Genomic DNA, 23,502 nt, shown 5'->3' with positions numbered 1-23,502 from the left:
ACTGCCGATGAGACGAACTGCTTTACTCTTCTTGTTACTGCTCCTGCCGGCGATGCGGGCTGCTGCCGCACCCGGAGGCGAAACGGCCGACTCCGTGCCTGACCGCCCCATCCAGCGGGCTACGATGTATGGTGTGGGCTTTGCCAATATGTATGATACTTACCTTTCGCCCCAAGAATACCGCGGCGTGGAGTTCCGCTTGTCGCGCGAGAGTCTGCGTAAGACCCGGTGGGCGGACGGTAAACTGATGCGCCAGGTATTCTTTCAAGGCTATGCCAATTATACGCACAACCGGGTGGACAACAACAATACGGTGGCGGCTCTCCTGAATTGGAACTACGGGCTGCATTACCGCCTCTGCCAGGCGGGCAATCTGCGGCTGCTGGCGGGCGGACTGGTGGATGCGGCGGGTGGCTTTGTGTGGAACCTGCGCAACGGCAACAATCCCGCCTCGGCACGTGCTTCCGTGGCGCTGGATGCTTCGGTGGCTGCCGTGTGGGACTTCCGCGTGCGGCGCGTGCCTTTCACTTTGCGCTACCAGCTCGACGTTCCCCTGGCCGGAGTGATGTTCTCACCCCACTACGGGCAGTCGTACTACGAAATCTTCTCGCTGGGCAATGCCGGAGGCGTGGTGCGCTTCACCTCGCTGCACAACCGCCCGTCGTGGCGCCACCGGCTGTCGCTCGACTTTCCTGCCGGACGGCTCAAGATGCGCTTTACCTACCTGTGGGATGCCCAGCAGTCGAGCCTGAACCACATTGATACGCATGCCTATTCGCACATCTTCATGGTGGGCTTCGTCAAGCAATTCTCTCTCCTTCCTAACCGATAAAAAACAGGACGAAAAAATGAAACGTTTCCTTTCTCCGCTGTCTATTATTATAATGTGTGCGCTGCCTTTCGTGCTGGGCGGCTGCATTCGAGAAGACGAGTACGACAACAGTCCCAGGGGCAATTTCGAGGCTCTCTGGAAGCTCATCGACGAGCACTACTGCTTCTTGGACTACAAGCAGATAGACTGGGATTCTATCTACAGCGTCTACAGTCCGCAGGTTACGGACAACATGGGCGATGAGGCGCTCTTTGAGGTGCTGGGCAACATGCTTGCCGAACTGAAGGACGGACACGTCAACCTTTACTCCGCCTGGAACACGGCACGCTACTGGAACTGGTACCTGGACTACCCGCGCAACTTCGACGAGGCGCTGGTGGAGCAGTATTTGGGCAGTGACTACCGCATCGGCGGCGGGGCGGAATATACTATCCTGAAAGACAACATCGGATACGTGTACTACGGCGACTTCTCTTCCGGCATCGGCGATGGCAACCTGGACGAGATGCTGCTCTATCTCTCCGTGTGCAACGGACTCATCATCGACGTGCGCAACAACGGAGGCGGCAACCTGACCACCGCTTCGAAGCTTGCCGCCCGCTTCACCAACGAGCGCGTGCTGACGGGATACATCCAGCACAAGACCGGACCCGGGCACTCCGACTTTTCCGACCCCGAACCCGTCTACCTCGATCCATCCGACGGCGTGCGCTGGCAGAAACCCGTCGTTGTGCTGACCAACCGCCATGCGTACAGCGCCACCAACGATTTCGTCAATTCCATGAACTGCTTCCCGCAAGTCACCCTGCTGGGCGACAAGACCGGCGGCGGTTCCGGCTTGCCTTTCTCCTCCGAACTGCCCAACGGCTGGGCGGTGCGCTTCTCTGCCAGTCCCATGCTGGACGCGCAGAAGCAGCACATCGAGTTCGGCATCGACCCCGATGTCAAGCTCGACATGACCGACGAGGACGAAGACCAGGGGCGGGATACCCTCATCGAAGCCGCCCGCGCCTTGCTGAACCAGCCTTGACACACGCTCTCCCGCCTGTCGGAAGCGGTTTGGAGCAACCTGCCACGCTATGCGGAGCGCACTCCTTACCGCTTGGGAGCATGCTTCCTATAGATAAGAAGTAACATGTTGAAAATGTGTGTGATAGGACGATGTTTGCTGCTTCCTAAAGCAAAATTTATAGAAATCATTTGCACTTTCTGTTGCAGATAGTTGGTTGAAAGAGAAAAAAAATGTATCTTTGCCCAATCAAAAGACATTACCAATAAAATCAAATATGCGGGTGTGGCGTAATTGGTAGCCGCGCCAGACTTAGGATCTGGTGCCGCGAGGCGTGTAGGTTCGAGTCCTATCATCCGCACACTGTTTTTCACATGTTTTTCAATTATTTTTTTTAACGTGTTTCATGGGGCTCCTGTGCGTGAGCATGGGAGCTTTTTTATGCCGTTTCGGAAGGCTTTCTGCGGCTTTTCGTGAAAATTAAGGGAGTTTACAGAGAGGTTTCCACGATAAATCCCTATCTTTGTGGCGCTTTTTGAGAGCTTGTTTGAATGCTGCCCGGCAGGAGGGGGAGAACTGTTCCCGAAGACGGCTTTCCGTTGTGCGGCAGGGTAAGCCGCTCTGAAAGGAAAATCCGGACAGGCTCTTGGGTAGAAGAAAGAAATATAATCCTAATTCATAGATAACGGAAAATGGCACAAGAAGACGTTCTTAAGAAACTCGTCTCGCACTGCAAGGAATACGGCTTCGTCTTCCCCAGCAGCGAGATTTACGACGGACTGGGCGCGGTGTACGACTACGGTCAGAACGGCGTGGAACTGAAGAATAACATCAAACAATACTGGTGGCAGAGCATGGTGCTGCTGCACGAGAACATCGTCGGCATCGACTCCGCCATCTTCATGCACCCCACTATCTGGAAGGCAAGCGGACACGTGGATGCGTTTAACGACCCCCTCATCGACAACCGCGACTCGAAGAAACGCTACCGCGCCGATGTGCTCATCGAGGACCAGATAGCCAAGTATGATGACAAAATCAACAAAGAAGTGGCCAAGGCAGCCAAGAAATACGGCGATGCCTTCGACGAGGCTCAGTTCCGCTCGACCAATGCCCGCGTGCTGGAGCACCAGCAGAAACGCGACGCCTTGCACGAACGTTACACGAAGGCCATGAATGCCGGACCGGACCTGAACGAACTGCGCCAGATTATCCTCGACGAAGAAATTGTCTGCCCCATCAGCGGCACGAAGAACTGGACTGAAGTGCGCCAGTTCAACCTGATGTTTTCTACCGAAATGGGCTCTACCGCCGATGGCGCGATGAAGGTCTACCTTCGTCCGGAGACTGCACAGGGCATCTTTGTCAACTACCTCAACGTGCAGAAGACGGGCCGCATGAAGATTCCTTTCGGCATCGCACAGATAGGCAAGGCATTCCGCAACGAGATTGTGGCACGCCAGTTCATCTTCCGCATGCGCGAGTTCGAACAGATGGAGATGCAGTTCTTCGTGAAGCCGGGCACCGAACTGGAGTGGTTCAAGAAGTGGAAGGAGACGCGCCTGAAGTGGCACAAGGCCCTGGGCTTCGGCGACGACCACTACCGCTTCCACGACCACGAGAAGCTGGCGCACTATGCCAACGCTGCTACCGACATCGAATTCCTCATGCCCTTCGGCTTCAAGGAGGTGGAAGGCATACACAGCCGCACCGATTTCGACCTTTCGCAGCACGAGAAGTTCTCTGGCAAGAATATCAAATACTTTGATCCCGAGACCAATGAGAGCTACACGCCCTACGTCATTGAGACCAGTATCGGCGTCGACCGTATGTTCCTCAGCGTGATGTCTGCCGCTTACTGCGAGGAGAAGTTGGAGAACGGCGAGACGCGTGTGGTCTTGAAGTTGCCCGCTGCCCTGGCACCCGTCAAGCTGGCAGTGCTGCCGCTGGTCAAGAAGGATGGCCTGCCCGAAAAGGCACGCGAGATTATCGACGCGCTCAAATTCCACTTCCACTGCCAGTACGACGAGAAAGACAGCATCGGCAAACGCTACCGCCGCCAGGATGCCATCGGCACGCCCTACTGCGTCACCGTGGATCACGAGACGCTGCAAGACAACTGCGTGACGCTGCGCAACCGCGACACCATGCAGCAGGAGCGGGTGCCCATCAGCGAACTGGACCACATCATTGCCGACCGCGTGAGCATCACGTCGCTGCTGAAGACACTCTAAAGTATATCATGTATCTGAATGTATAATTAAACAACTGCCTTCCCGGCTCCTTCCCTTCGGGGAGGGAGGGGGAAGGAGCACTTGTAGAATATGAGAAAATCTTTCCTTCTTTTTCCTCTCTTCAGTCTGCTCCTGCTGGCTTTCGTGGCTTGTGAGGAGACCGAAGAACCCACTGCCTACGACAACTGGCGCGAGCGCAACGATGCTTTCATCGACTCGCTGCGTGCCATCGCGGGCGAAAACTACTTAGTGTGGACCCATCCCGACACGCGCGTCTCCACCGAGGTGCCGGCCATGAACGTGGGCGAATTGTATGCCGTGCAGGTGCAGGACGGCGGCACCAACGTGAACCCCTACCGTTATGCCTATGCAAAAAAGCTGGTGGATAACCCCGAAGGGACGCGGCTGCTCTATACGGACGAAGTGAACATGTACTATCGCGGCACCTACATCAACGGTGAGGAGTTTGACGGGAACTTTGACGGTTACGGCGCACTGGACCAGCAGATTCCTCTGGATGTGGAGCAAATGAAGTGGCCCACGGATTTCGACGAACCTGCCACGTTTTCGCCGGGTAGTATGATAGGCGGTGTCAAATGGGTGTTGCAGATGGCGCGCACGGGTGAACGCTGGATTATCTACGTGCCTTATTACAATAATGTGGGCTACGGTGAGAGCGATTATACTCCTCTGGGCTCTTCGGCCACCATACCCGCTTACTCTGCGTTGACGTTCGATTTCGTTATCGGCGATATTGTGGAGTAATGGAATAGAAGGAAAAGACGTTTCGGAGAAACCTTTTATACAGGCGGGACGAATGCTGTTCATCAGGCGTTCGTCCCGCCTGCTTTGGTATCATTGCGGGCAGTGGTAGGCTATCAGTCCTTCCAGGGGACTTGGCACCACGGTTCCCAGGTGTAGCCCCAAACCGGCGGCGGCTTCTTCCAGCAACTCCCGGTAGTGGAAAGCGATGGAGCCGGTGCAGTGGATGGGGTAGCGGTTGTAGTCTTCATACTGCATGGCGTTGCGGCGGAAGAAGTCGCGGAAGCTGTCCAGCACCAACCGCCGTATGCACGGCTCTTGCAGGTTCTGCGCGATGAATGGCGACAAGCTCGCCAAGAAGCGGTTGGGGAAAGGCTTGCGATAAACCCGTTCGATGATTTCGGCAGGCGTCAGTCCGGTTTCGGCCAGGAATGCTTCTTTCAGTGCAGGCGTCATTTGGTTCTTCAGCAGGCTGCCTACCAGCAATTTGCCCAGCACGGCACCGCTGCCTTCATCGCCCAGGATAAAGCCTAAGGGCGAGACGTTGGCCACTATCTGTTGTCCGTCGTAGAGGCAGGAATTGGAGCCGGTGCCCAAGATGCAGGCTATGCCGGGGTGATGTCCGCACAGTCCGCGGGCGGCACCGAGCATGTCGGTATGTACCTCTATGCGGTCTGTGCCGGGCAGGGCATGCGTCAGGGCATGCTTTACCGTGTCGATGTGGGTGGGGATGCACCCCGCTCCATAGAAGCAGACTGTTTCCGGCAGAGCTTTTTCCAGTGCCTGTGCCACCACTTCTGCCTCCCTGGCTATCTCTTCTTCTGCCTGGAACACCGGGTTGATGCCTTTCGTCCTTATCCGTCGGAGCAGTTTTCCGTCTTCGGCCAGAACCCAGTCGGTCTTGGTGGAGCCGCTGTCGGCTATCAGTATCTTCATCGGCTGTATTCCGTTTGCGTTTGACTGTTCAGGCTTTTTGTACACTCATCCACCAGATAAGCGATGGACACGTAGGGAATGCCGGAGTTGGTAGTCAGCCCTATCTCGCACGTGCGGCTGTTGCTGTAGCCTATCTGTATGTTGGCAGCCTCAATCTGCGGGCGCAGTTTGCGCAGGGCGTAGGCGTTCAGTTCGGGGTGCGTGAAGCCGCGGTCGCCGGCAAAGGCACAGCAGCCCACTTCTTCCGGCACCAGCACCCGCCCTGTGGTGCAGAGCTTGGCAAGCTGCACCAGCATGTCTGCCAGGCCCATTTCGCGCATGGAGCAGGTGATGTGTACAGCCACGGGGCGGTCGGTAGGTACGAACCGGAGGTGCGGGCGCAAGTAAGTGTAGATAAACTCCACCGGTTCGTAGAGCTTCATCCGGCGGATGGTCTGGCGCATGCGGTGCAGGCAAGGACTCTGGTCGCACAGCACGGGATATTTTCCTTCTTCGCTGGCTTTCCAGAGAGCGGCTTCCAGTTCGGCACTTTTGCGGTCGGCTATGTCCGGCATGCCTTTGCTTTCCCAGATGGTGCCACAACACAGTTTGTCCATGCTTTCGGGGAAGATGACTTCGAATCCTGCCTTATGCAACAGTTGCATCATCTTATTGACCAGCGGCTGTTCTACGGGCGATTTGCGGGGCAGACCCATCGTCTGGTTGATGCAGCTGGGGAAGTAGACCACTTTTCTTACTGAAGCATGAAGAGTTGTGTCTTCGGCATTGTTCATGCTAATCTTAAACGCTTTTGGCATGGCGGGTGTCCATTGCGGGATGCCCGCCAGGTGGTGCAGGGCGCGTGTCAGCTTGCTCATGGTGTCGGTTCCCAGCACGGCATGGGCCGTATCTGCCAGAGTCAGCACGGGGCGCAGGGCGTTTTCGATGCCAGAGAGGTGACGTGCCGCATAGTCGCCCACCTTGTATCCGCTGCTGGAAGACGGCAGTAGTTGCTGTCGGACGAAGTGCGTCAGGTCGCCCGTGTTGATACCCATGGGGCAGGACATGGCACAGAGCCCGTCGCCTGCACAGGTCTGGTTGCCGGGATAGTAATATTGCCGGGTCAGCAGCGCCAGTCGTTCGGGGTCTTCTCCGCTTTGGCGCAGTCGGGCTATTTCGCGCTGAATGACGATACGCTGGCGCGACGAGAGGGTGAAACCGCACGATACACAGTTTACCTCGCAGAAGCCGCATTCGATGCACTTGTCTACACGTTTTAATGAAGCAGGGAAGCTACTTCCCGATGCTTCATTCTTCATTCTTTGTTCTTCATTTCCAAAGATTAGCGGCAGCGGCTTGAAATGTTTCAGATGACACTGCGGGTCATCGTTGAAGATGACTCCCGGGTTGAGAATGCCATCCGGGTCGAAGAGCCGTTTCACCTCTTTCATGCACTCGTAGGCGCGGTCGCCCCATTCGTAACGCACGAAGGGCGCCATGTTCCGGCCCGTGCCGTGTTCGGCCTTCAGCGAGCCGTCGTATTTGTCTACTACCAGTGCCTTGACATCCTCCATCAGGTCGGCATAGCGCTTCACCTCGGCTTCGGTAGAGAAACTCTGGTTGATGATGAAGTGATAGTTACCCTCCAGTGCGTGTCCGTAGATGCAGGCATCGTCGTAGCCATGCCGGGCGATGAGCTGCTGGAGGTCGGCGGTGGCTTCGGGCAGCCGGTCGATGTGGAAGGCTACGTCTTCGATGAGGCAGGTCGTGCCGGGTCGCCGTGTGCCCCCCACCGCAGGGAAGATGCCCGAGCGGATGGCCCAGTACTTGCCGTATTCGGCAGGGTCGTCGGTGAAACGTATGGGTATGTAGGTGTGGAATTTCTCTAAGCAACGGGTGATGGCGGCAATGTTCTGCTGCAATTCCTCAGGGGTACGTGCCTTTGTCTCAGCCAGCACGGCGGTCAGCCCGGACGGGTCGTCTACTTCTTGTTTGTATGTTAGGTAGTGGGCATCGTCCACCGACGAGAGGCTTTTGTAGTCCAGCATCTCTGCACCCTTCACCAGCCATTCGCCGGCGGCATTCTTCAGCGGCTTCATGGCCACCACGGCGCGGCTGGCTTCTTGGATGGAAGTGAAGTAGAGCATCGCGCTGGCCTTGCAGGGGTAGTCGTATTCCGTTTTCATGGTCACCTGCGAGAGGAAGGCCAGCGTACCTTCGCTGCCCACCATGAGATGGGCGATGATGTCGAACGGGTCGTCGAAGCGGACGAAAGGCAGCAGGTTCAGCCCCGTCACGTTCTTGATGGAGTATTTGTAGCGGATGCGTTCCGTCAGCTGTTCGTCGGCGCGGATGTCATCGCGCAGGGCACAGAGGCGTTGCAGGAATTCGCGGTGCGTCACTTCGAAAGAAGCACGGCTCACGCTGTCGCCCGTGTCGAGCACCGTTCCGTCGGCCAGCACGATGCGCACGGAGGTTAGCATGCGGTCGCTGTTGGCGTGGGTTCCACAGTTCATGCCGGAGGCGTTGTTCATCACGATACCGCCCACCATGGCGCTCTTTACCGAGGCGGGGTCGGGCGCGAACTTGCGTCCGTAGGGGGCGAGCAGTTCGTTGACGCGCTGCCCGATGATGCCGGGCTGCAGGGTAATCTGCTCGTGGTCGGGGCTGATGGAGTATTGCTCCCAGTGCTTGCCTGCCACGATGAGGATGGAGTTGCTGATGGCCTGTCCGGAGAGGCTGGTGCCGGCGGCACGGAAGGTGACGGGCAACCGGTGGCGGGTGGCCAGGCAGAGGAGTTGTGACACTTCGTCTTCATCCTTCGAGCGGATGACAATCTGCGGGATGAGGCGGTAGAATCCGGCGTCCGTGCCCCAAGCTAAGCGGCGCAGTTCGTCGGTATAGATGCGTTCCTGCGGAATGAACGCTAAGGCGTCGTGCAGGAAATCTGTGTATCGGTTCTTTTCCATTGAGTGTATGTTATACGGGTGTAAAGGTACACTTTTTCATTCGGTCGGCAAACGAATGGCGGGCATTTCTTCAAGGTATAAGAAGCGCGGTGCCAAGCCTTCGGCAGGCGGCTTCCGGGGTATAAGCAGCAGGAGGAATGTCTGGAAAAGAGTAACAGTCTTTTAAATAGAGAAATACGGGTGATGCGTATTAGCCCGTCTTTTTATCCTTGCGGATGAGCAGGCAGAGGCCGCACACTGTGACGAGGGCGTTGATAAGCAGCAGTTCGAAACTGATTTGGTAGCCGCCGAACCACGCTTCGCTGTGGCTTTGCAGCACGTAGCAGACGAGGGGCGAAAGCACCGCCACCAACGGCACCCAGCGGTCGCGCACCCGTTTGCGGCAGGCCAGTCCGAAGATGAACATGCCCAGGATGGGACCGTAGGTGTAGGCCGCCAGGCTGTAGACGGCGTTGATGGCACTGTCGTTATTCAGTTCGTAGAAGATGACTATCACGATGACCATCAGCAGCGACATGACGGCGTGTACCAACTTGCGTGTCAGCGCCAGGTCCCGGTCGGCTTGCTTCTCGTGGGCACGCAGGATGTCGAGGGTGAACGAGGTGGTAAGGGCCGTCAGCGCCGAGCCTGCGGCGGAATAGGCGGCGGCTATCAGTCCGATGATGAACACGATGCCGACAAACAGCGGGAAGTCTGCGCTCCACGCCACCAGTCCGAAGAGGGCGTCGCCCGTCACCTGTTCTGCCTGCGGGATGCGGGCGTCGGCATACAAGTAGAGCAGGGTGCCCAGCACTAAGAACAGGCCGATGACGAATATCTGTATGAATGCGCTCAGAATCATGTTCTTCTGCGATTCGCGGAAGTTACGGCAGCTCAGCGTGCGTTGCATCAGGTCCTGGTCCAGTCCCGTGGTGGCAATGACCATGAAGATACCCGCCACGAACTGCTTCCAGAAGTAACGCCCGTCGTCGGGATTGTCGAAGAAGAACATCCGGCTGGTAGGATGCCCCGCCACGGCAGCAGGCAGTTCCGATGCCTCTAACCCTAAGCTGCGGGCTATGAACACGATGCAGCAACCCACCGACAACACTAAGCAGAGCGTCTTGAGCGAGTCGGTCCAGATGAGCGACTTCACTCCGCCCCGGAACGAATAGAGCCAGATGAGCGCCACCGTCAGCACCACGTTCACCGTGAAAGGCACCTGCAGCGGGTCGAATACCAGGGCCTGGAGCACCACACATACCACGAAGAAACGCACCGAAGCCCCCAGCATCTTCGACACGAAGAAGAACCACGCCCCCGTGCGGTAGGCCGCCAGCCCGAAGCGCTCCTCTAAGTAGCCGTAGATGCTCACTAAGTTCATCCTGTAGAACATCGGTATCAGTACCAGCGCCACCAGTACCGAGCCGACGAAGAACCCCAGCACCATTTGCATGTACGAATATCCGCCGGCCAGCACCGCGCCAGGCACCGAGATGAACGTGACGCCCGATATGCTGGCGCCTATCATGGCCACCGTCACCAGGAACCACGACGAGCGGCGGTTGCCGGTGAAGAAGGCTGCATTGTCTGCCCGTCGGCCCGTGACCCACGAGATGAGCAGCAGCAGGGCGAAGTAGCCTGCTATGGTGGCCAGTACAATCCAGGCGGTGTTCATGGCTGTTCGGGTTTATTCGCTGTAGAGCAGGTAAGGTTTCCGTTGGGCCTTGAAGCGTTCCACGTCATCCTGCCACGTCGCTTTGATTTCGTCAGCGCTCTTGCCTTCTTCTATCATCTTGCGCACGTAGTCCACTCCCATCAGCTTCTCGAAGAACGGTGTGAAGAACTTGTCGCCCATGTTCAGTCGTTGGTATGCGTCGATAAGGTAGCTCAGGTCGATGCCTTTGCGCAGTATTTCTTCATCACTCCGGTTGCTGAGGTTCACGCCGTGGCACAGCTTGTCACGCAACGGCGGATTCTTGGCGGCAGGCACACTGCGCGGCGTGAAACTGAAGTCACAGCCTTTCATGGAGGGATGTCCGTACACTTGGAAAGGCAGCTCCGTGCCCCGTCCTAAGCTGACAGGCGTCGCCTCGAAGTAACACAGGGAAGGGTATAAGTAGACCGCCTTCATGTTGGGCAGGTTGGGCGAGGGCGGGACAGGCAGCCGGTACAGCGTGCGGTGGGTGTAGTTCCGGCAAGGGATAACGGTGACATCGCACTTCCGCCCTTTAGGTAGCCAGCCTTCACCGTTGACCATCAGCGCCAGTTCGCCCAGTGTCATGCCGTGCACGGTAGGAATGGGCAACCAGCCTACGGCCGACTTGTATTTCATGTCCAGAATAGGACCGTCCACGTAATGGCCGTTGGGGTTGGGGCGGTCCAATATCAGCATCTGTTTGCCGTGCTCGGCACAGGCGTCCATCAGTCGGCACATCGAGGCGTAGTAGGTGTAGTAGCGCAGTCCCACGTCCTGTATGTCCACCACCAGCAGGTCGAACTTGTTCATGGAAGTGGCAGAGGGCTTTCCTACTTTGCCGTCGTAGAGCGACAGGATAGGCACTCCCGTCTTTTCGTCCACCGTGCTGGCCACGTGTTCGCCTGCCCCGGCTTTGCCCCGGAATCCGTGTTCGGGCGAGAAGATAGCCGTTACGTTGAAGCCGTTTTCCAGCAGCACGTCGAGCAGGTGTTTGTCGCCCACCATGCCCGTATGGTTGCTGAAGATAGCCACCCGCTTGCCTTCCAGCAGTGGAAAGTAGTCAGAAGTTTGTTCGTCGCCCATGACGACCCGTTGCTGTGCCCCCGCCGACAGAGTCGCGCACAGCAGAAAGATGGATAAGAGGAGCAGATGCTTCATGATATGTTCTTCTTTAGAGGTTTCGTTCGATGCCGCAAAGATAGTCTTTTTTCTTCTCCTGCAGCTAATCGGTATCGTTGATCGAGTGAAAATTGACGAGCCCTTCCATCGGAGTCTTTGCGATGGTATCCGGTTCTATGCCGAACTCGCGGGCCGTTTCTTGCAGGAATTCCGCGTAGTGGCAGGCCTGCGTGCCTATGAAGCGGACGGGATAGTTCCGGTAGTCGTATTGACAGATGTGGCGGACGAAGAAGCTCCTCAGGTTGTCGCGGATGAGGTTGAGGACATAATCTTCTTTCATGTAATCGTCCAGGAAATAGGGTATGGTGGCCAGGAAACGGTTGGGGAAGGGATGATTGTAGACCGATTCCATCACTCCCTCCGCATTGATACGGAATTTCTCGTAGAAGTCGCTGATGAGGTGCGAGGGTGCCAGTCCTTTCAGCACGTCCGACAGAAACACACGCCCTAATGCGGCGCCGCTGCCTTCGTCGCCCAATATGTAACCTCCCGGATGCACATTGGTGACAATGCGGCTGCCGTTGTAGAGGCACGACTCGGAGTCGATGTCCAGGATGCAGGCTATACCGGCTTTACTCTGGAACAGGCTGCGGGCAACTCCCAGCAAGTAGCTTTCTACTTGGACGGGCGTTCTGAATTGTGCCACGAGCGAAGCTTCTACGATGCTTCTCTTTTCGCGCGACAGACAGCCTTTCCCATAAAAGTGTACGCATGGCAGTTTCTTCCTGAAAAAAGTTTCGGGCAGGCCCAGGCGTACGCAGCGGCTGATTTCCCGCCTGGTTTGGTATGAAGGGTTCAGACTGTCTGTAAACGCGTTTTGTATCAGTTGGTTGTCTTCCACTAAGCCCCATTCGGTCTGTGTGGCGCTGCTTACTGCTATTAGTCTCATGGCACACTATTTTAGAGTTTGTCACAAATATACAGTTTTTTTGTTGTATGCCAAAATTTTCGGGGGAGAAAACGTCTTGATGCGGCATATAATGGCCCGGAGCTTCCTTGCCCGCCCTTGGGATATGGCTCCGGGCCTTTCTGTTTCTCTGTCGCTTGATGGTTCACAGCAGCTTCAGTTCGTTGATGAACACGAAAGCAATGCCGATGGGCGCTACAAACTTCAGCAAGAAGATGATGAGGCCGTAGATGCGCAGGTGCAGGGTGCCTCGGTTGGTCAGTTCTTCGCGCACGATTTTCTTGTTGAGGAACCATCCGGTGAAGAGGGCGATGAATAATCCGCCCAGCGGCAGCATGAGCTTCGCCGTCACAAAGTCGAAGAGGTCGAACAAGGTCATGCCGAACAGGGTGTAGTCTTTGCCCAGGCCGAGGGAGAGCGAGCAGAGCATTCCCAGCACGAGGCAGCCGCCCGTCACCAGCCGCGCCGCCTTGCTGCGTGTCAGGTTGAACTCTTCGTGCAGGTAGGCAGTCACTACTTCGTGCAGCGAGATGGTGGAGGTAAGTGCGGCGAGGGCCAGCAGGATGTAGAACATCACGGCCAGCAGGGCGGCTATGAAGGGCACTCCTCCGAAGGCCTGCTGGAAGACGTTGGGCAGGGTGACGAACAGCAGGCCGGGACCTTGGTCGGGCTGGATGCCCACGGCAAAGGCGGCAGGGAAGATGATGAAGCCTGCCAGGATGGCCACGCTGGTATCGATAATTGCTACGCTGAACGCTGTCTTGGGCAGGTTGGTATCGGGCTTGAAGTAGGAGGCGTAGGTGCAGAGGCACCCCATGCCTAAACTGAGCGAGAAGAAAGCCTGTCCCATGGCACTGAGCAGTACGTTACTGTCCACCTTGCTGAAGTCGGGCTTCAGGAGGAATTCGATGCCCTGGCCCGCTCCGGGAAGCAACACGGAGCAGATGGCCAAGATGAGCAGCAGGATGAAGAGCAAGGGCATCATCAGCTTGGAGGAGCGTTCAATGCCTTTCTCCACGCCCTTGACCACGATGAGGTGGGTGATGAGCAGGAAGACTGCCGCCCACACCACCGGCAGCCACGGGTGTCCGACAAAGCTGTTGTAGAAGTTCACGAAATCGGCGGGGGCTTTGTCGGCAAAGTGTCCCAGTCCGGCTGCGCAGATGTATTCCAGTGTCCATCCAGCCACGACCGAGTAGTAGCTCAGGATGAGGAAGCCTGCCAGCACGCCCATGCGTCCCACCCAGCGCCACGGGGTGCCGGGGGCCAGCTTCTGGTAGGCACGGGCGGTGTTGGACTGCGAGCGTCGTCCGATGAGGAATTCGGCCATCATGATAGGTGCGCCGAACAGCAGTACGCAGCCCAGATAGACCAAGATAAAGGCGGCACCGCCGTGTTCGCCTGTCATGTAGGGGAATCGCCAGATGTTTCCCAGGCCTACTGCCGACCCTGCAGAGGCGAGAATAACTCCTAATTTGCTGCCGAAATTGGCTCTGTTGTTTGTTGTCATACTTGTGGTGCTTCTTTCAAAATGTTATTAAAAGTAATTGTTCTGTGCAAATGTAGAAAAAGTTCCGTACTTTTGGGGCGCAAATCGTAAAGTTTTTGACTATGCTGTATTTTTTGAAGAAATATCCCGTATCTCTGCTCGTGATTGCGGCAGTGGTTTATCTTTCGTTTTTCCGTCCGCCCAGCACCGATTTGGACGGCATTCCCAACATCGACAAGGTGGTGCACGTGTGCATGTATTTCGGCATGTCGGGCATGTTGTGGCTGGAGTTCCTGCGGGCGCACCGCCGCGACCATACGCCGTTGTGGCATGCCTGGGTGGGCGCCCTGATCTGCCCCATCCTGTTTAGCGGGGTGGTTGAGTTGCTGCAGGCGTACTGCACCACCTACCGCGGGGGCGACTGGCTGGACTTTGCCGCCAACTCGCTGGGGGCTTTGCTGGCATCGGGCGTGGCGCAGTGGGTCCGTAAGAAGATGCAGGCAAGGGACAACCGGAATGGCTGATTTCCTGGCTGTTATACATCATTATATCGGTAGGAAAGAGGCAGGTGGAGCAGGCAGGTATGCAGCAGCGCGGCTGCAACGCCTTTGCGACCGTGCTGCCAAGGCATTACAGCCGCGCTGCCAAGGTATTTGCAGGAACGGCGTTCGGTGGTAGGTCTTTCCCCGTTCAGTCTTCCAGCGCTTGTGCCACCCGGTCCAGGTGCAGGCTGTTGGAACCTTTTATCAGGATGGTCTTTCCGCAAGGGCGGTGTGCGCGCATGTCGGCAATGAGCGCGTCGGCATCGGGATAAGTGGGGCCGTGGTGTCTCGTGGCGGCAAACTGGCTTCCCACGAAAACGACCTCCGTCAGTCCGCACGCTTCTATGTGGTCCACTATCTGCTGGTGCAGGGCGAGGCTGTCGGCTCCCAGTTCGCGCATGTCGCCTAAGATAAGCATTTTGCCGTCGGCTTTCATGCGGGCAAAGTTGTCGATGGCGGCAGTCATGCTGGTGGGGTTAGCGTTATAGGCATCGACGATAAGGGTATTGTCGGCCGTCTGCACCAGCTGCGAGCGGTGGTTTTGCGGCAGGTAGTCGGCAATGGCCTGGCTGGCGGTCTGTGGCGGCACGCCGAAATAACGTCCCACGGCGAGGGCGGCGAGGGCATTGGGCAGGTTATAGTCGCCGATGAGGTGTGTCTGCACGATGCGGTCCTCCGGTTTTCCGTCCGCCTGCCATCCGAAGGTCAGGAAAGGCGACTGTCCGGTGGGCTGTCCGCTCACGTAGAGTCCCTGTCGGGTGCCATAGCACACCTGTTTGAGTCCGTGCGCCATCTCTTTCAGGTAAGGACTGTCGTCGTGCACAAAGACGGTGGCTTCTCCCTTTCCGCGCAGGTAGTCAAACAGTTCTCCCTTGGTGCGGATGACTCCTTCGAAAGAGCCGAACCCTTCCAGATGCGCCTTCCCCACGTTGGTGATGAGACCGAAGTCGGGCTCGGCTATTTCAGCCAGTTCCCGGATGTCTCCCGGATGACTGGCTCCCATCTCCACCACGGCCAGCTGGTGTTCGGGCTTCAGCGCCAGCAGCGTGAGGGGCACGCCGATGTGGTTGTTGAGGTTGCCCTGCGTGTAGTGCAGGCGGCAGGTGGTCGAGAGCACGGCGGCCGTCAGTTCTTTGGTGGTGGTTTTGCCGTTGGTGCCGGTGATGGCGATGAGCGGCGTTCCCAGCGTGCGCCGGTGGTAGCGTGCCAGTTGCTGCAAAGCCTTCAGGCAGTCGTCTGCCACGAAATAGCGTGCATCGCCTTCGGGCAGGTAGCTTGGGTTGTCGATGACGGCGTATGCGCATCCGTCTTTCAGGGCCTGGGCGGCAAAGGCGTTGCCGTCGAACGTTTCGCCTCGGAGGGCGAAAAACACCGAGCCTGCCGGGCAGTGCCGACTGTCGGTAGTCACGCCTGTGCTGTCGAGAAACAGGCGGTAGAGGGTATTGATGTCCATATTCTTACTTGTCTTTAGGAGTGAAAGGTTGGTTCGGGAGGGCAGAGTCCGTCTTCGAATCCCCGCAAAGGTATGTCTTTCTGTGCTGACCGCAAAAGGAAAAATGTTTTTTTGTCTGTCTGCCGTGTGCATGGCATGTCTTTTTTCTCTACATTTGCAGGCGGTAAGTCAAACCTGTTTTAATACAACGAAAGCTATCCAACATCTATGTCAGAATCAGTATATATTCATGTAAACGGCCGTCTGATGGATTTGTCCCGCCCTCAGGTGATGGGCATTATCAACGTGACGCCCGATTCGTTCTATGCCGGCAGCCGCACGCAGACCGAGATGGCCCTTGCCCGCCGCGTGGAGCAGGTCGTGGCCGAGGGGGCTTCTATCCTCGACATTGGCGGCTATTCGTCGAGACCGGGGGCTGCCGATGTTTCGCCCGAAGAGGAAATGGCACGTCTGCGCCGCGGGCTGGAAGTGATACGGCGCGTGCATCCCGAAGCGGTGGTGTCGGTCGATACCTTCCGGGCATCAGTGGCGCGGCAGTGTGTGGAAGAATATGGCGTGGCCCTCATCAACGATATATCGGGCGGCGAGATGGATGCGGAGATGTTTCCTACCGTAGCCGCTTTGGGTGTCCCCTATATCCTGATGCACATGCAGGGCACGCCGCAGACCATGCAGCAGGCTCCGCACTACGACCATCTGCTGCGCGACGTCTTTCTCTACTTCGCCCGCAAGGTGCAGCAACTGCGCGACCTGGGCGCGAAGGACATCATTCTCGACCCCGGTTTCGGCTTTGGCAAGACGATGGAAGACAACTATGCGCTGCTGGCCCACCTCGATGAGTTCGGCATCTTCGGTCTGCCTCTGCTGGTGGGAGTCTCGCGCAAGTCGATGATAACCCGCCTGCTGGGCATCACCCCCGACGATGCGCTGAACGGGACGACGGTCATCAACACGCTCTGCCTTACCAAAGGAGCCCACATCTTGCGTGTGCACGATGTGCGTCAGGCAGTCGAGGCGGTCCGTCTCGTGCAAGCCATGCAGGCCCAGTCCTCCCGTGAATCTTACATTATTAACCCTTAATCATTCACCGTTACTACCCGTGTTTTTCGCATTTGGTATCAAAGATTTCATAGACATCCTGCTGGTGGCGCTGCTGCTGTACTATACGTATAAGCTGATGAAAGCCTCCGGCTCCCTCAATGTGTTTGTCGGCATCTTAGTATTCATCCTGATTTGGTTAGTGGTGTCGCAGGTGTTGGAGATGAAGCTGTTGGGTTCCATCTTCGACAAATTAGTCAGCGTGGGTGTGCTGGCGCTCATCATCCTGTTTCAGGAAGAGATACGCCGTTTCCTGCTGACGCTGGGTTCGCATCAGCACATCAAACGCTTTGTCCGGTTCTTTACGGGCAACAAGGAGGCAGATGTGACGCACGAAGACATCATGCCTATAGTGATGGCTTGCGTCAGCATGGGTCGCCAGAAGGTGGGAGCACTCATCGTCATCGAGCATGACATGCCGCTGGACGACGTGGTACGCACGGGCGAGGTGATTGATGCCAACATCAACCAGCGGCTCATCGAGAATATCTTCTTCAAGAACAGTCCCCTGCACGACGGCGCCATGGTCATCAGCAAGAAGCGCATCAAGGCGGCGGGCTGTATCCTGCCCGTGTCGCACAACCTCGACATCCCCAAGGAGCTGGGTTTGCGCCACCGCGCGGCACTGGGCATCTCGCAGGTGTCCGACGCTCATGCCGTCATCGTGTCCGAAGAGACGGGCGCCATCTCCGTGGCCTACAAGGGACAGTTCTACCTGCGCCTGAACGCCGAAGGGTTGGAGAGTCTGCTGACCAAAGGCTGAACCGCCCTCTTACAGCAACCCCATCCACCTCAGTATCGTGGGAGTCAGCAAGGCGGTGAAGATGCCGTTCAGCGTCAGTCCTAAGCTGGCGAAGGCTCCGTATTTGCGGCTGATGTCCATGGCTGTGGACGTGCCTACGGCGTGAGCCGCCGTGCCCATCGAAAGGCCCTGCGCCATGGGGCTTCCCACATGGGTGAGCTTCAGCGTCTTGAAACCCAGGATGCCTCCCAGCAGACCTACGCATACCACTACGGCTGCCGTCAGCGACGGGATGCCTCCCAGCGATTGTGTCACCTCCATGGCGATGGGAGTGGTGACCGATTTGGGTGCCAGCGAATAGATGATTTCGTCCGAAGCGCCCATCCATTTGGCGATGAGCACCACCGACACCACACCCACGATGCAGCCGGCCAGTTGGCTCAGCAGGATGGGCAACAGCTGTTTCTTGATGGTCTCCAGTTGCAGGTAGAGCGGCACGCCCAAGGCCACCACCGCCGGTTTCAGCCAGAACTCGATGAGGTGTCCGCCTTCGCTGTAAGTTTCGTAACTGACGCCTGTCGCCTTCAGGAAGATAATGAGCACGGCAATGGCAAGCAATATGGGATTGAGCAGCATCAACCCCGTTTTTTTCTGCAACATCTTGGCCAGCAGGAACACCCCGAAGGTGACCGCCAGCAGGAAGAATTCGTTTTCTAAGAAATTCATGTCGGGTAAATCAGGAAAGTTAATGGTTTATTTTCCGTGCCAACTGGTGTACCCAGCCCGTCACGATAAGCACCAGCAGCGTGCTGACGACCGTAGCCGTGACGATGGGCCAGAATTCGGCGGCAATCACATCAAAATAGAGCATCAGCGCCACGCCGGGCGGCACGAAGAAGAAACCGAGGTTGGCAACTAAGAAGTCGGACATGCCCTGCACCCAGTGCAGCTTGATCCAACCCAGTTTGAGAAACAAGGTGAGCAGCAGCATGCCGATGATGCTCGACGGCAGCTTGATGCCTGTCAGCCAGACAATCAGCTCACCCAAAGCTAAGCATCCGAAGAGGATGGTGCATTGACGAATCATAACGTGTCTTACTTTTCGAACTGAATAATACGGTTATCTCTGAAAACGGGCGCAAAGGTACATATTCTTGGCATGTCCTGTTGCGGATCGGCGGATTTTATTTTTCTCACGCATTTCTTGCCAAGTGCTGTCGCCTCTTTTTCATCTATATAAGCAGCCTGCCCGCACGCGCTTCGGAGCCGGCTCCGGAGCGCGCGGAAGCAACCGGGCTTTTTAGTCGCTATTTTGGCAACAATAAGCGCCTCATTTGCCGGATAGTACCCGAAAAGTGAAAAATGGCAAAAAAAAGTATATGGCATTTGGATATATTTGTTTATATTTGCCCACACATAGTGCAGGTGGAAATCTGCCTGATGACGAGTATTAACCCTTAAAAAAACAATGAATATGAGTAAAGGATTTTTGGTCAGTGTATTGACTGCTATTACACTGATGTTTGCATGGAATGTAAGTGCCCAGCAGAAAGCTACGGGTGATGCCCGCAAGGATTTGCTCAAACACGAGAAAGTGTTGGATAAGGACCTGAAGAAGAAAGCGTTGAAAGAAGCCCGCAAGGAAGCCAAACGCCTGAAGAAAGAAGGCTTCAAGACGCCCGTGGGCAAGCTGCCGCTCGACAAGCAACTGGAGTCTGCCTGGGAAAAACAGGCAGAACTGGACATGGAGGGCAATCCGTACTGGTATGTGGCTTCGTCGAGAATCATCGGAGGCAACCAGTCGGCTGCGCTGGTGCAGGCCACGAATGCTGCCAAGATTGACATCGCCGGACAGATTCAGACCAAAGTCACCCAGCTCATCGAAGACAAGACTGCCAACGACGACATGGGACAGGAAGAAGCGGCCAGCCTGAAGAGCATGGTGGCCACCAGCAAGAGCATCATCTCGGGGACGTTGGGACGTACCGTGCCCTTGGTGGAGGTGTATCGTACGCTGCCCAACAAGAACGTTGAAGTGATGGTGACCATCGGCTGCACGGCGCAAATGGCCAACGAAACGGCCATCAAGGCCATACGCAAGGCTCTGGCCGACAAGTCGGAAGAACTGGCCAAGGAACTGGATAAACTGGGCTATTAATCACACGGGAGAACTACGGCTGCATGAGACGGAACAGTCTGGTGAAGTATCTGTTTCTCCTGTTGACGCTGACGCTTGCCGCGCCGCTGTATGCACAGAAGACCGTCAAGGTGAAAAACGTGCAGGGGCGCTGGCAGGTGAGCGACAATGTCACCCTGAAGGAAGCGGAGGAACGTGCGCTGATGGAGGCCAAGAAAGAGGCGCTGCGGCGTGCCGGGGTGATGGAAAATGTATGGTCCGTCTTCGGGCAGATTACCCAGGAGAACGGTACCGAGTTTGAAGAGGCCTACTCGCAGATGAACGTGTTGGCCATCGGAGGCATGGTGAATGTCACCAAGCAGAAAGTGGAAGAGGTGTGGGACGTGGATACCCGAAGCCTCTTCAAGGTGGTGACCATCGATGCCGAAGTGAAGAAAGAAGATGATGCCGACAAGGCATACGCACTGGAGGTGAAGGGATTCGCACCGGTCTACAACGCGGGCGAAGAGTTTACCTGCACGCTGCGGGTGTTCGGCACCAACTCTTACCTGAAATTCTTTTGGTTTGACAGCAACGGCGGCTCGCTGCTCTATCCCAACGACTACGAAGGCAACAGCGTCTTGGAGGCGGGCAAGGAATACAAACTCCCCTTCAGCTACGGCGTGCAGTATCTGCTGGATAAGCAGGCGGGAAACAGCGGCAGTGAGAAAATCAACATGATGTGGGTGGCCACGAAGGAAAACATCCCCTTTACGGGCGAAGTGACCTATGCCAATGTACTGAAATGGATATATGCCATCCCCAACAGCCAGCGCTGTGCACAATATGATATGGTGATGATAAAATAAACACTGCGATTATGAATAAACTGATAAGCGCGGCTGCATGCTGCCTGGCGCTGTCTGTGCCGACGCTGACCCTGCATGCGCAGAGCGTGGAGGAGGAATTCGAAAAGTTCACGCAACAGCAGCAGCAGGAGTTCGAAGACTTCAAGAACAAGGCGGATGCCGAGTTTGAAACTTTCCTGCGCGAAGCCTGGAAGGCTTACGATGCCTTTGCACCCGAACAGGCTCCCGTCAGACCCGAACCGCCCAAACCCGTGACTTTCGACCGCACGATGCCCGACATGCCCCCTGTGGCCATCAAGCCCGGACAACTCAAGGTGCCGCAGGCGCCTGTGCCGGGAGTGGGCGAGAAGGTGCCGGTGAAGTATCCGGGTGTGCCCGACCTCGAAAACAAACCGGCGCCGGGAGTGTATGTGCCCGGCTTGCCTTATACGCCGGTGGTGGTGCCTGTGCCCGTGGTGAAGCCGGACCGCAGCATCTATCGCACACCGGTGAAGTTCTACGGCACGGACTTCGAAATTGCTACCGATGCCGCCGAAGGCCTTGCCTTGGCTGGCGTGCAGGAGGCACAAGTGGCCGACGCTTGGAAAGAACTCTGTGGCAAAGATTATGAGCCGATGGTGAGCGACTGTGTGACGCTGAAGAAGGAACGACGGCTGAGCGACTGGGCTTACTTGCAGCTGACCCGGCAAATCGGCGTGCAACTGTATGGCAACGACCGCCCGGATGACATCGCTTTCCTGCAGATGTTCCTGCTCAATAAGTCGGGCTATAAGGCTCGCTTGGCTAAGATTGACAACCACCTGAAGCTGCTGGTGGCACCTGCCGGAACGGTCTATGGCACGCCCTACCTGCGGATAAACGGCGATAAGTATTATGTCTATGAGCCGGACCCCGATGCTTCCATGCGCATCTATACTTATAAGCAGGACTTTGCCGATGCCAAGAATCTGGTATGTCTGAACATCGAAAGCATTCCCGCCTTTGACGTGCAGGAAGAAATGCGGACCTTTGCTTCGGCCGATGGCTCTGTCAAGGTGCAGACTGCGGTCAACAAGAACCTGATGGACTTCTACCGCGATTATCCGCAGTGCGATGTGGTCATCCACTACAAGGCGCCCATGAGCGACGAACTGCGTGCTGCCGTCTATCCGCAACTGAAAGCGGCCATCGAGGGAAAGTCGCAACTGGAAGCTGCCAATATCTTGCTCTCTTTTGTGCAGACCGGATTCCAGTATATGACAGACGGAGAACAGTTTGGTTATGAGAAGCCTTTCTTCCCCGACGAGACCTTCTATTATCCGTATTGCGACTGCGAAGACCGGGCCATGCTCTACTCGACACTGGTAAAAGAACTGCTGGGACTGGAAACCATCCTGCTGGACTATCCCAACCACATCGCTTCGGCCGTGCGCTTTACCGAAGATGTGCCGGGCGATGCCGTGGTGCTGTACGACGGAACCCGCTACGTGGTATGCGACCCGACGTACATCGGCGCGCCGGTGGGCAGCTGTATGGAACAGTACAAGGCGGTAGGACCGCAAGTTATTTTCTGAGTGTTAAATTTTATAATAATTGAGAAGCGGGGCGCATTTACGCCCCGCTTTTGCTATCTGCATCTGACAAAATTGTGTATTTTTGCAAAGTGAATGACAAATTCCGAGTATTGTAATATGCAATTATAAAGTATTATGCAGAGGTTAATTAATGAAATCGTTGAGCGCGCCAAATCGAACCGCCAACGCATTGTTCTTCCCGAAGGCACGGAAGAACGTACTTTGAAAGCTGCCAACCAAGTTCTGACAGACGGTGTGGCCGACCTGATTCTGTTGGGCAATCCGGATGAAATCCATGCCTGTGCCAAAGAATGGGGACTGGGCAACATCGGCAAGGCCACCATCATCGACCCGGACAACAATCCGCGGGCAGAGGAATACGCCCAGTTGTTGTGCGAATTGCGCAAGAAGAAAGGCATGACTATCGAAGAAGCCCGCGAACTGGTACACAACCCGCTTTACTTAGGCTGCCTGATGATAAAGAATGGCGATGCCGACGGACAGCTGGCCGGTGCGCGCAACACGACGGGTAACGTTCTCCGTCCCGCCCTGCAGATTATCAAGACATCGCCGGGCATTACGTGCGTCTCGGGGGCCATGTTGCTGCTGACACACGCACCCGAATATGGAAAGAATGGCATTCTGGTGATGGGAGACGTCGCAGTAACGCCCGTGCCCGATGCCGGACAGTTGGCTCAGATTGCTATCTGCACAGCACGCACGGCACAGGCCGTAGTAGGCTTGGACCCGAAAGTGGCCATGCTGAGCTTCTCGACGAAAGGTTCTGCCAAGCATGAAGTGGTGGACAAAGTGGTGGAAGCCCTGAAAATAGCCAAGGAAATGGCACCGGATATTGCTATCGACGGTGAACTGCAGGCCGATGCGGCTCTCGTGCCCGAGGTAGGAGCCAGCAAGGCACCGGGCTCGGCCATCGCCGGACATGCCAACGTGCTCATCGTGCCGTCGCTCGAAGTCGGAAACATCTCCTACAAACTGGTGCAGCGTCTGGGACATGCCGATGCCATCGGACCTATCCTGCAAGGCATTGCCCGACCTGTCAACGACCTGTCGCGCGGCTGCTCCATCGAGGACGTGTACCGCATGATTGCCATCACGGCCAACCAGGCCATCGCTGCCAAGAACCAGAAATAAGAA

General features: G+C 56.5%; 20 protein-coding genes and 1 tRNA gene. 12 read left to right on the top strand and 9 right to left on the bottom strand.

The window, feature by feature from the left end; genetic code table 11:
- Positions 1 to 7 precede the first annotated feature (7 nt).
- The 5 genes from B5F34_RS00615 (at position 8) to B5F34_RS00595 (ending at position 4,840) form a co-directional block, all read left to right on the top strand.
- Positions 8 to 832 (top strand): DUF3316 domain-containing protein, encoded by an 825-nt coding sequence (locus tag B5F34_RS00615; protein ID WP_087333964.1) that lies wholly within the window; start codon positions 8 to 10, stop codon positions 830 to 832.
- A gap of 16 nt (positions 833 to 848) precedes the next feature.
- Entirely contained in the window at positions 849 to 1,862 is a 1,014-nt protein-coding gene (locus B5F34_RS00610; protein ID WP_087333962.1) for a S41 family peptidase, read from the top strand.
- A 258-nt stretch (positions 1,863 to 2,120) separates the two neighbouring features.
- Positions 2,121 to 2,202 (top strand) — tRNA-Leu (locus B5F34_RS00605).
- Between the two features lie 331 nt (positions 2,203 to 2,533).
- The gene (locus B5F34_RS00600) at positions 2,534 to 4,075 is read left to right on the top strand and encodes a glycine--tRNA ligase (RefSeq protein WP_087333960.1); all 1,542 of its coding nucleotides are present in this window, start codon (positions 2,534 to 2,536) and stop codon (positions 4,073 to 4,075) included.
- 90 nt (positions 4,076 to 4,165) lie between these two features.
- Positions 4,166 to 4,840 (top strand): FKBP-type peptidyl-prolyl cis-trans isomerase, encoded by a 675-nt coding sequence (locus B5F34_RS00595; protein WP_087333958.1) that lies wholly within the window; start codon positions 4,166 to 4,168, stop codon positions 4,838 to 4,840.
- 90 nt (positions 4,841 to 4,930) lie between these two features.
- Here the strand turns inward: B5F34_RS00595 and B5F34_RS00590 are convergent, their stop codons facing one another.
- From B5F34_RS00590 to B5F34_RS00565, 6 genes are all read right to left on the bottom strand, one after another.
- Entirely contained in the window at positions 4,931 to 5,773 is an 843-nt protein-coding gene (locus tag B5F34_RS00590) for an ATPase (RefSeq protein WP_087333957.1), read from the bottom strand.
- Positions 5,770 to 8,721 (bottom strand): FAD-binding and (Fe-S)-binding domain-containing protein, encoded by a 2,952-nt coding sequence (locus B5F34_RS00585; protein WP_087333955.1) that lies wholly within the window; start codon positions 8,719 to 8,721, stop codon positions 5,770 to 5,772. The genes B5F34_RS00590 and B5F34_RS00585 overlap by 4 nt, the downstream gene beginning before the upstream one ends.
- Before the next feature lie 190 nt (positions 8,722 to 8,911).
- Positions 8,912 to 10,378, bottom strand: coding sequence for a sodium:solute symporter (locus B5F34_RS00580; protein ID WP_087333953.1), 1,467 nt, complete (start codon positions 10,376 to 10,378; stop codon positions 8,912 to 8,914).
- 12 nt (positions 10,379 to 10,390) lie between these two features.
- Positions 10,391 to 11,557 carry a DUF1343 domain-containing protein gene (locus tag B5F34_RS00575; RefSeq protein ID WP_087333951.1) on the bottom strand — a complete coding sequence of 389 codons (1,167 nt, stop codon included), beginning with the start codon at positions 11,555 to 11,557 and terminating at the stop codon, positions 10,391 to 10,393.
- Between the two features lie 64 nt (positions 11,558 to 11,621).
- Entirely contained in the window at positions 11,622 to 12,467 is an 846-nt protein-coding gene (locus B5F34_RS00570) for a hypothetical protein (RefSeq protein ID WP_087333949.1), read from the bottom strand.
- Positions 12,468 to 12,630: 163 nt separating this feature from the next.
- Positions 12,631 to 13,995 carry a sodium-dependent transporter gene (locus B5F34_RS00565; protein ID WP_087333947.1) on the bottom strand — a complete coding sequence of 455 codons (1,365 nt, stop codon included), beginning with the start codon at positions 13,993 to 13,995 and terminating at the stop codon, positions 12,631 to 12,633.
- A gap of 101 nt (positions 13,996 to 14,096) precedes the next feature.
- Here B5F34_RS00565 and B5F34_RS00560 point away from each other — a divergent pair, with 101 nt between their 5' ends.
- The gene (locus B5F34_RS00560) at positions 14,097 to 14,498 is read left to right on the top strand and encodes a VanZ family protein (protein ID WP_087334273.1); all 402 of its coding nucleotides are present in this window, start codon (positions 14,097 to 14,099) and stop codon (positions 14,496 to 14,498) included.
- A 166-nt stretch (positions 14,499 to 14,664) separates the two neighbouring features.
- Here B5F34_RS00560 and murF read toward each other — a convergent pair whose 3' ends face one another.
- On the bottom strand, positions 14,665 to 15,969 hold the full coding sequence (murF, locus tag B5F34_RS00555; protein ID WP_087333945.1) for a UDP-N-acetylmuramoyl-tripeptide--D-alanyl-D-alanine ligase: 1,305 nt from the start codon (positions 15,967 to 15,969) through the stop codon (positions 14,665 to 14,667).
- A gap of 207 nt (positions 15,970 to 16,176) precedes the next feature.
- Here murF and folP point away from each other — a divergent pair, with 207 nt between their 5' ends.
- Both folP and cdaA read left to right on the top strand, forming a co-directional pair.
- Positions 16,177 to 17,049: a dihydropteroate synthase gene (folP, locus tag B5F34_RS00550; protein ID WP_087333943.1), complete on the top strand. Its 873-nt coding sequence runs from the start codon at positions 16,177 to 16,179 to the stop codon at positions 17,047 to 17,049.
- 19 nt (positions 17,050 to 17,068) lie between these two features.
- Positions 17,069 to 17,830, top strand: coding sequence for a diadenylate cyclase CdaA (gene cdaA, locus B5F34_RS00545; RefSeq protein ID WP_087333941.1), 762 nt, complete (start codon positions 17,069 to 17,071; stop codon positions 17,828 to 17,830).
- Positions 17,831 to 17,839: 9 nt separating this feature from the next.
- Here the strand turns inward: cdaA and B5F34_RS00540 are convergent, their stop codons facing one another.
- On the bottom strand, positions 17,840 to 18,535 hold the full coding sequence (locus B5F34_RS00540; protein WP_087333939.1) for an LrgB family protein: 696 nt from the start codon (positions 18,533 to 18,535) through the stop codon (positions 17,840 to 17,842).
- 19 nt (positions 18,536 to 18,554) lie between these two features.
- A complete protein-coding gene (locus tag B5F34_RS00535; protein WP_087333937.1) occupies positions 18,555 to 18,896 on the bottom strand; it encodes a CidA/LrgA family protein in 342 nt (113 codons plus the stop codon).
- Between the two features lie 387 nt (positions 18,897 to 19,283).
- Between B5F34_RS00535 and B5F34_RS00525 the strand changes: the two genes are divergently transcribed.
- From B5F34_RS00525 to pta, 4 genes are all read left to right on the top strand, one after another.
- On the top strand, positions 19,284 to 19,967 hold the full coding sequence (locus tag B5F34_RS00525) for a hypothetical protein (RefSeq protein WP_087333933.1): 684 nt from the start codon (positions 19,284 to 19,286) through the stop codon (positions 19,965 to 19,967).
- A 23-nt stretch (positions 19,968 to 19,990) separates the two neighbouring features.
- A complete protein-coding gene (locus tag B5F34_RS00520; protein ID WP_087333931.1) occupies positions 19,991 to 20,794 on the top strand; it encodes a DUF4384 domain-containing protein in 804 nt (267 codons plus the stop codon).
- 11 nt (positions 20,795 to 20,805) lie between these two features.
- The gene (locus tag B5F34_RS00515; RefSeq protein ID WP_087333929.1) at positions 20,806 to 22,347 is read left to right on the top strand and encodes a hypothetical protein; all 1,542 of its coding nucleotides are present in this window, start codon (positions 20,806 to 20,808) and stop codon (positions 22,345 to 22,347) included.
- 135 nt (positions 22,348 to 22,482) lie between these two features.
- Entirely contained in the window at positions 22,483 to 23,499 is a 1,017-nt protein-coding gene (pta, locus tag B5F34_RS00510; protein WP_087333927.1) for a phosphate acetyltransferase, read from the top strand.
- Positions 23,500 to 23,502: the final 3 nt, after the last annotated feature.

The sequence above is a fragment of the Mediterranea sp. An20 genome (assembly GCF_002160055.1).
In the GTDB taxonomy this organism is placed as follows: domain Bacteria; phylum Bacteroidota; class Bacteroidia; order Bacteroidales; family Bacteroidaceae; genus Bacteroides; species Bacteroides avicola.
The sequence above is the reverse complement of the archived record's forward strand: the minus strand, read 5'-3'. Positions and strand labels throughout refer to the sequence as shown.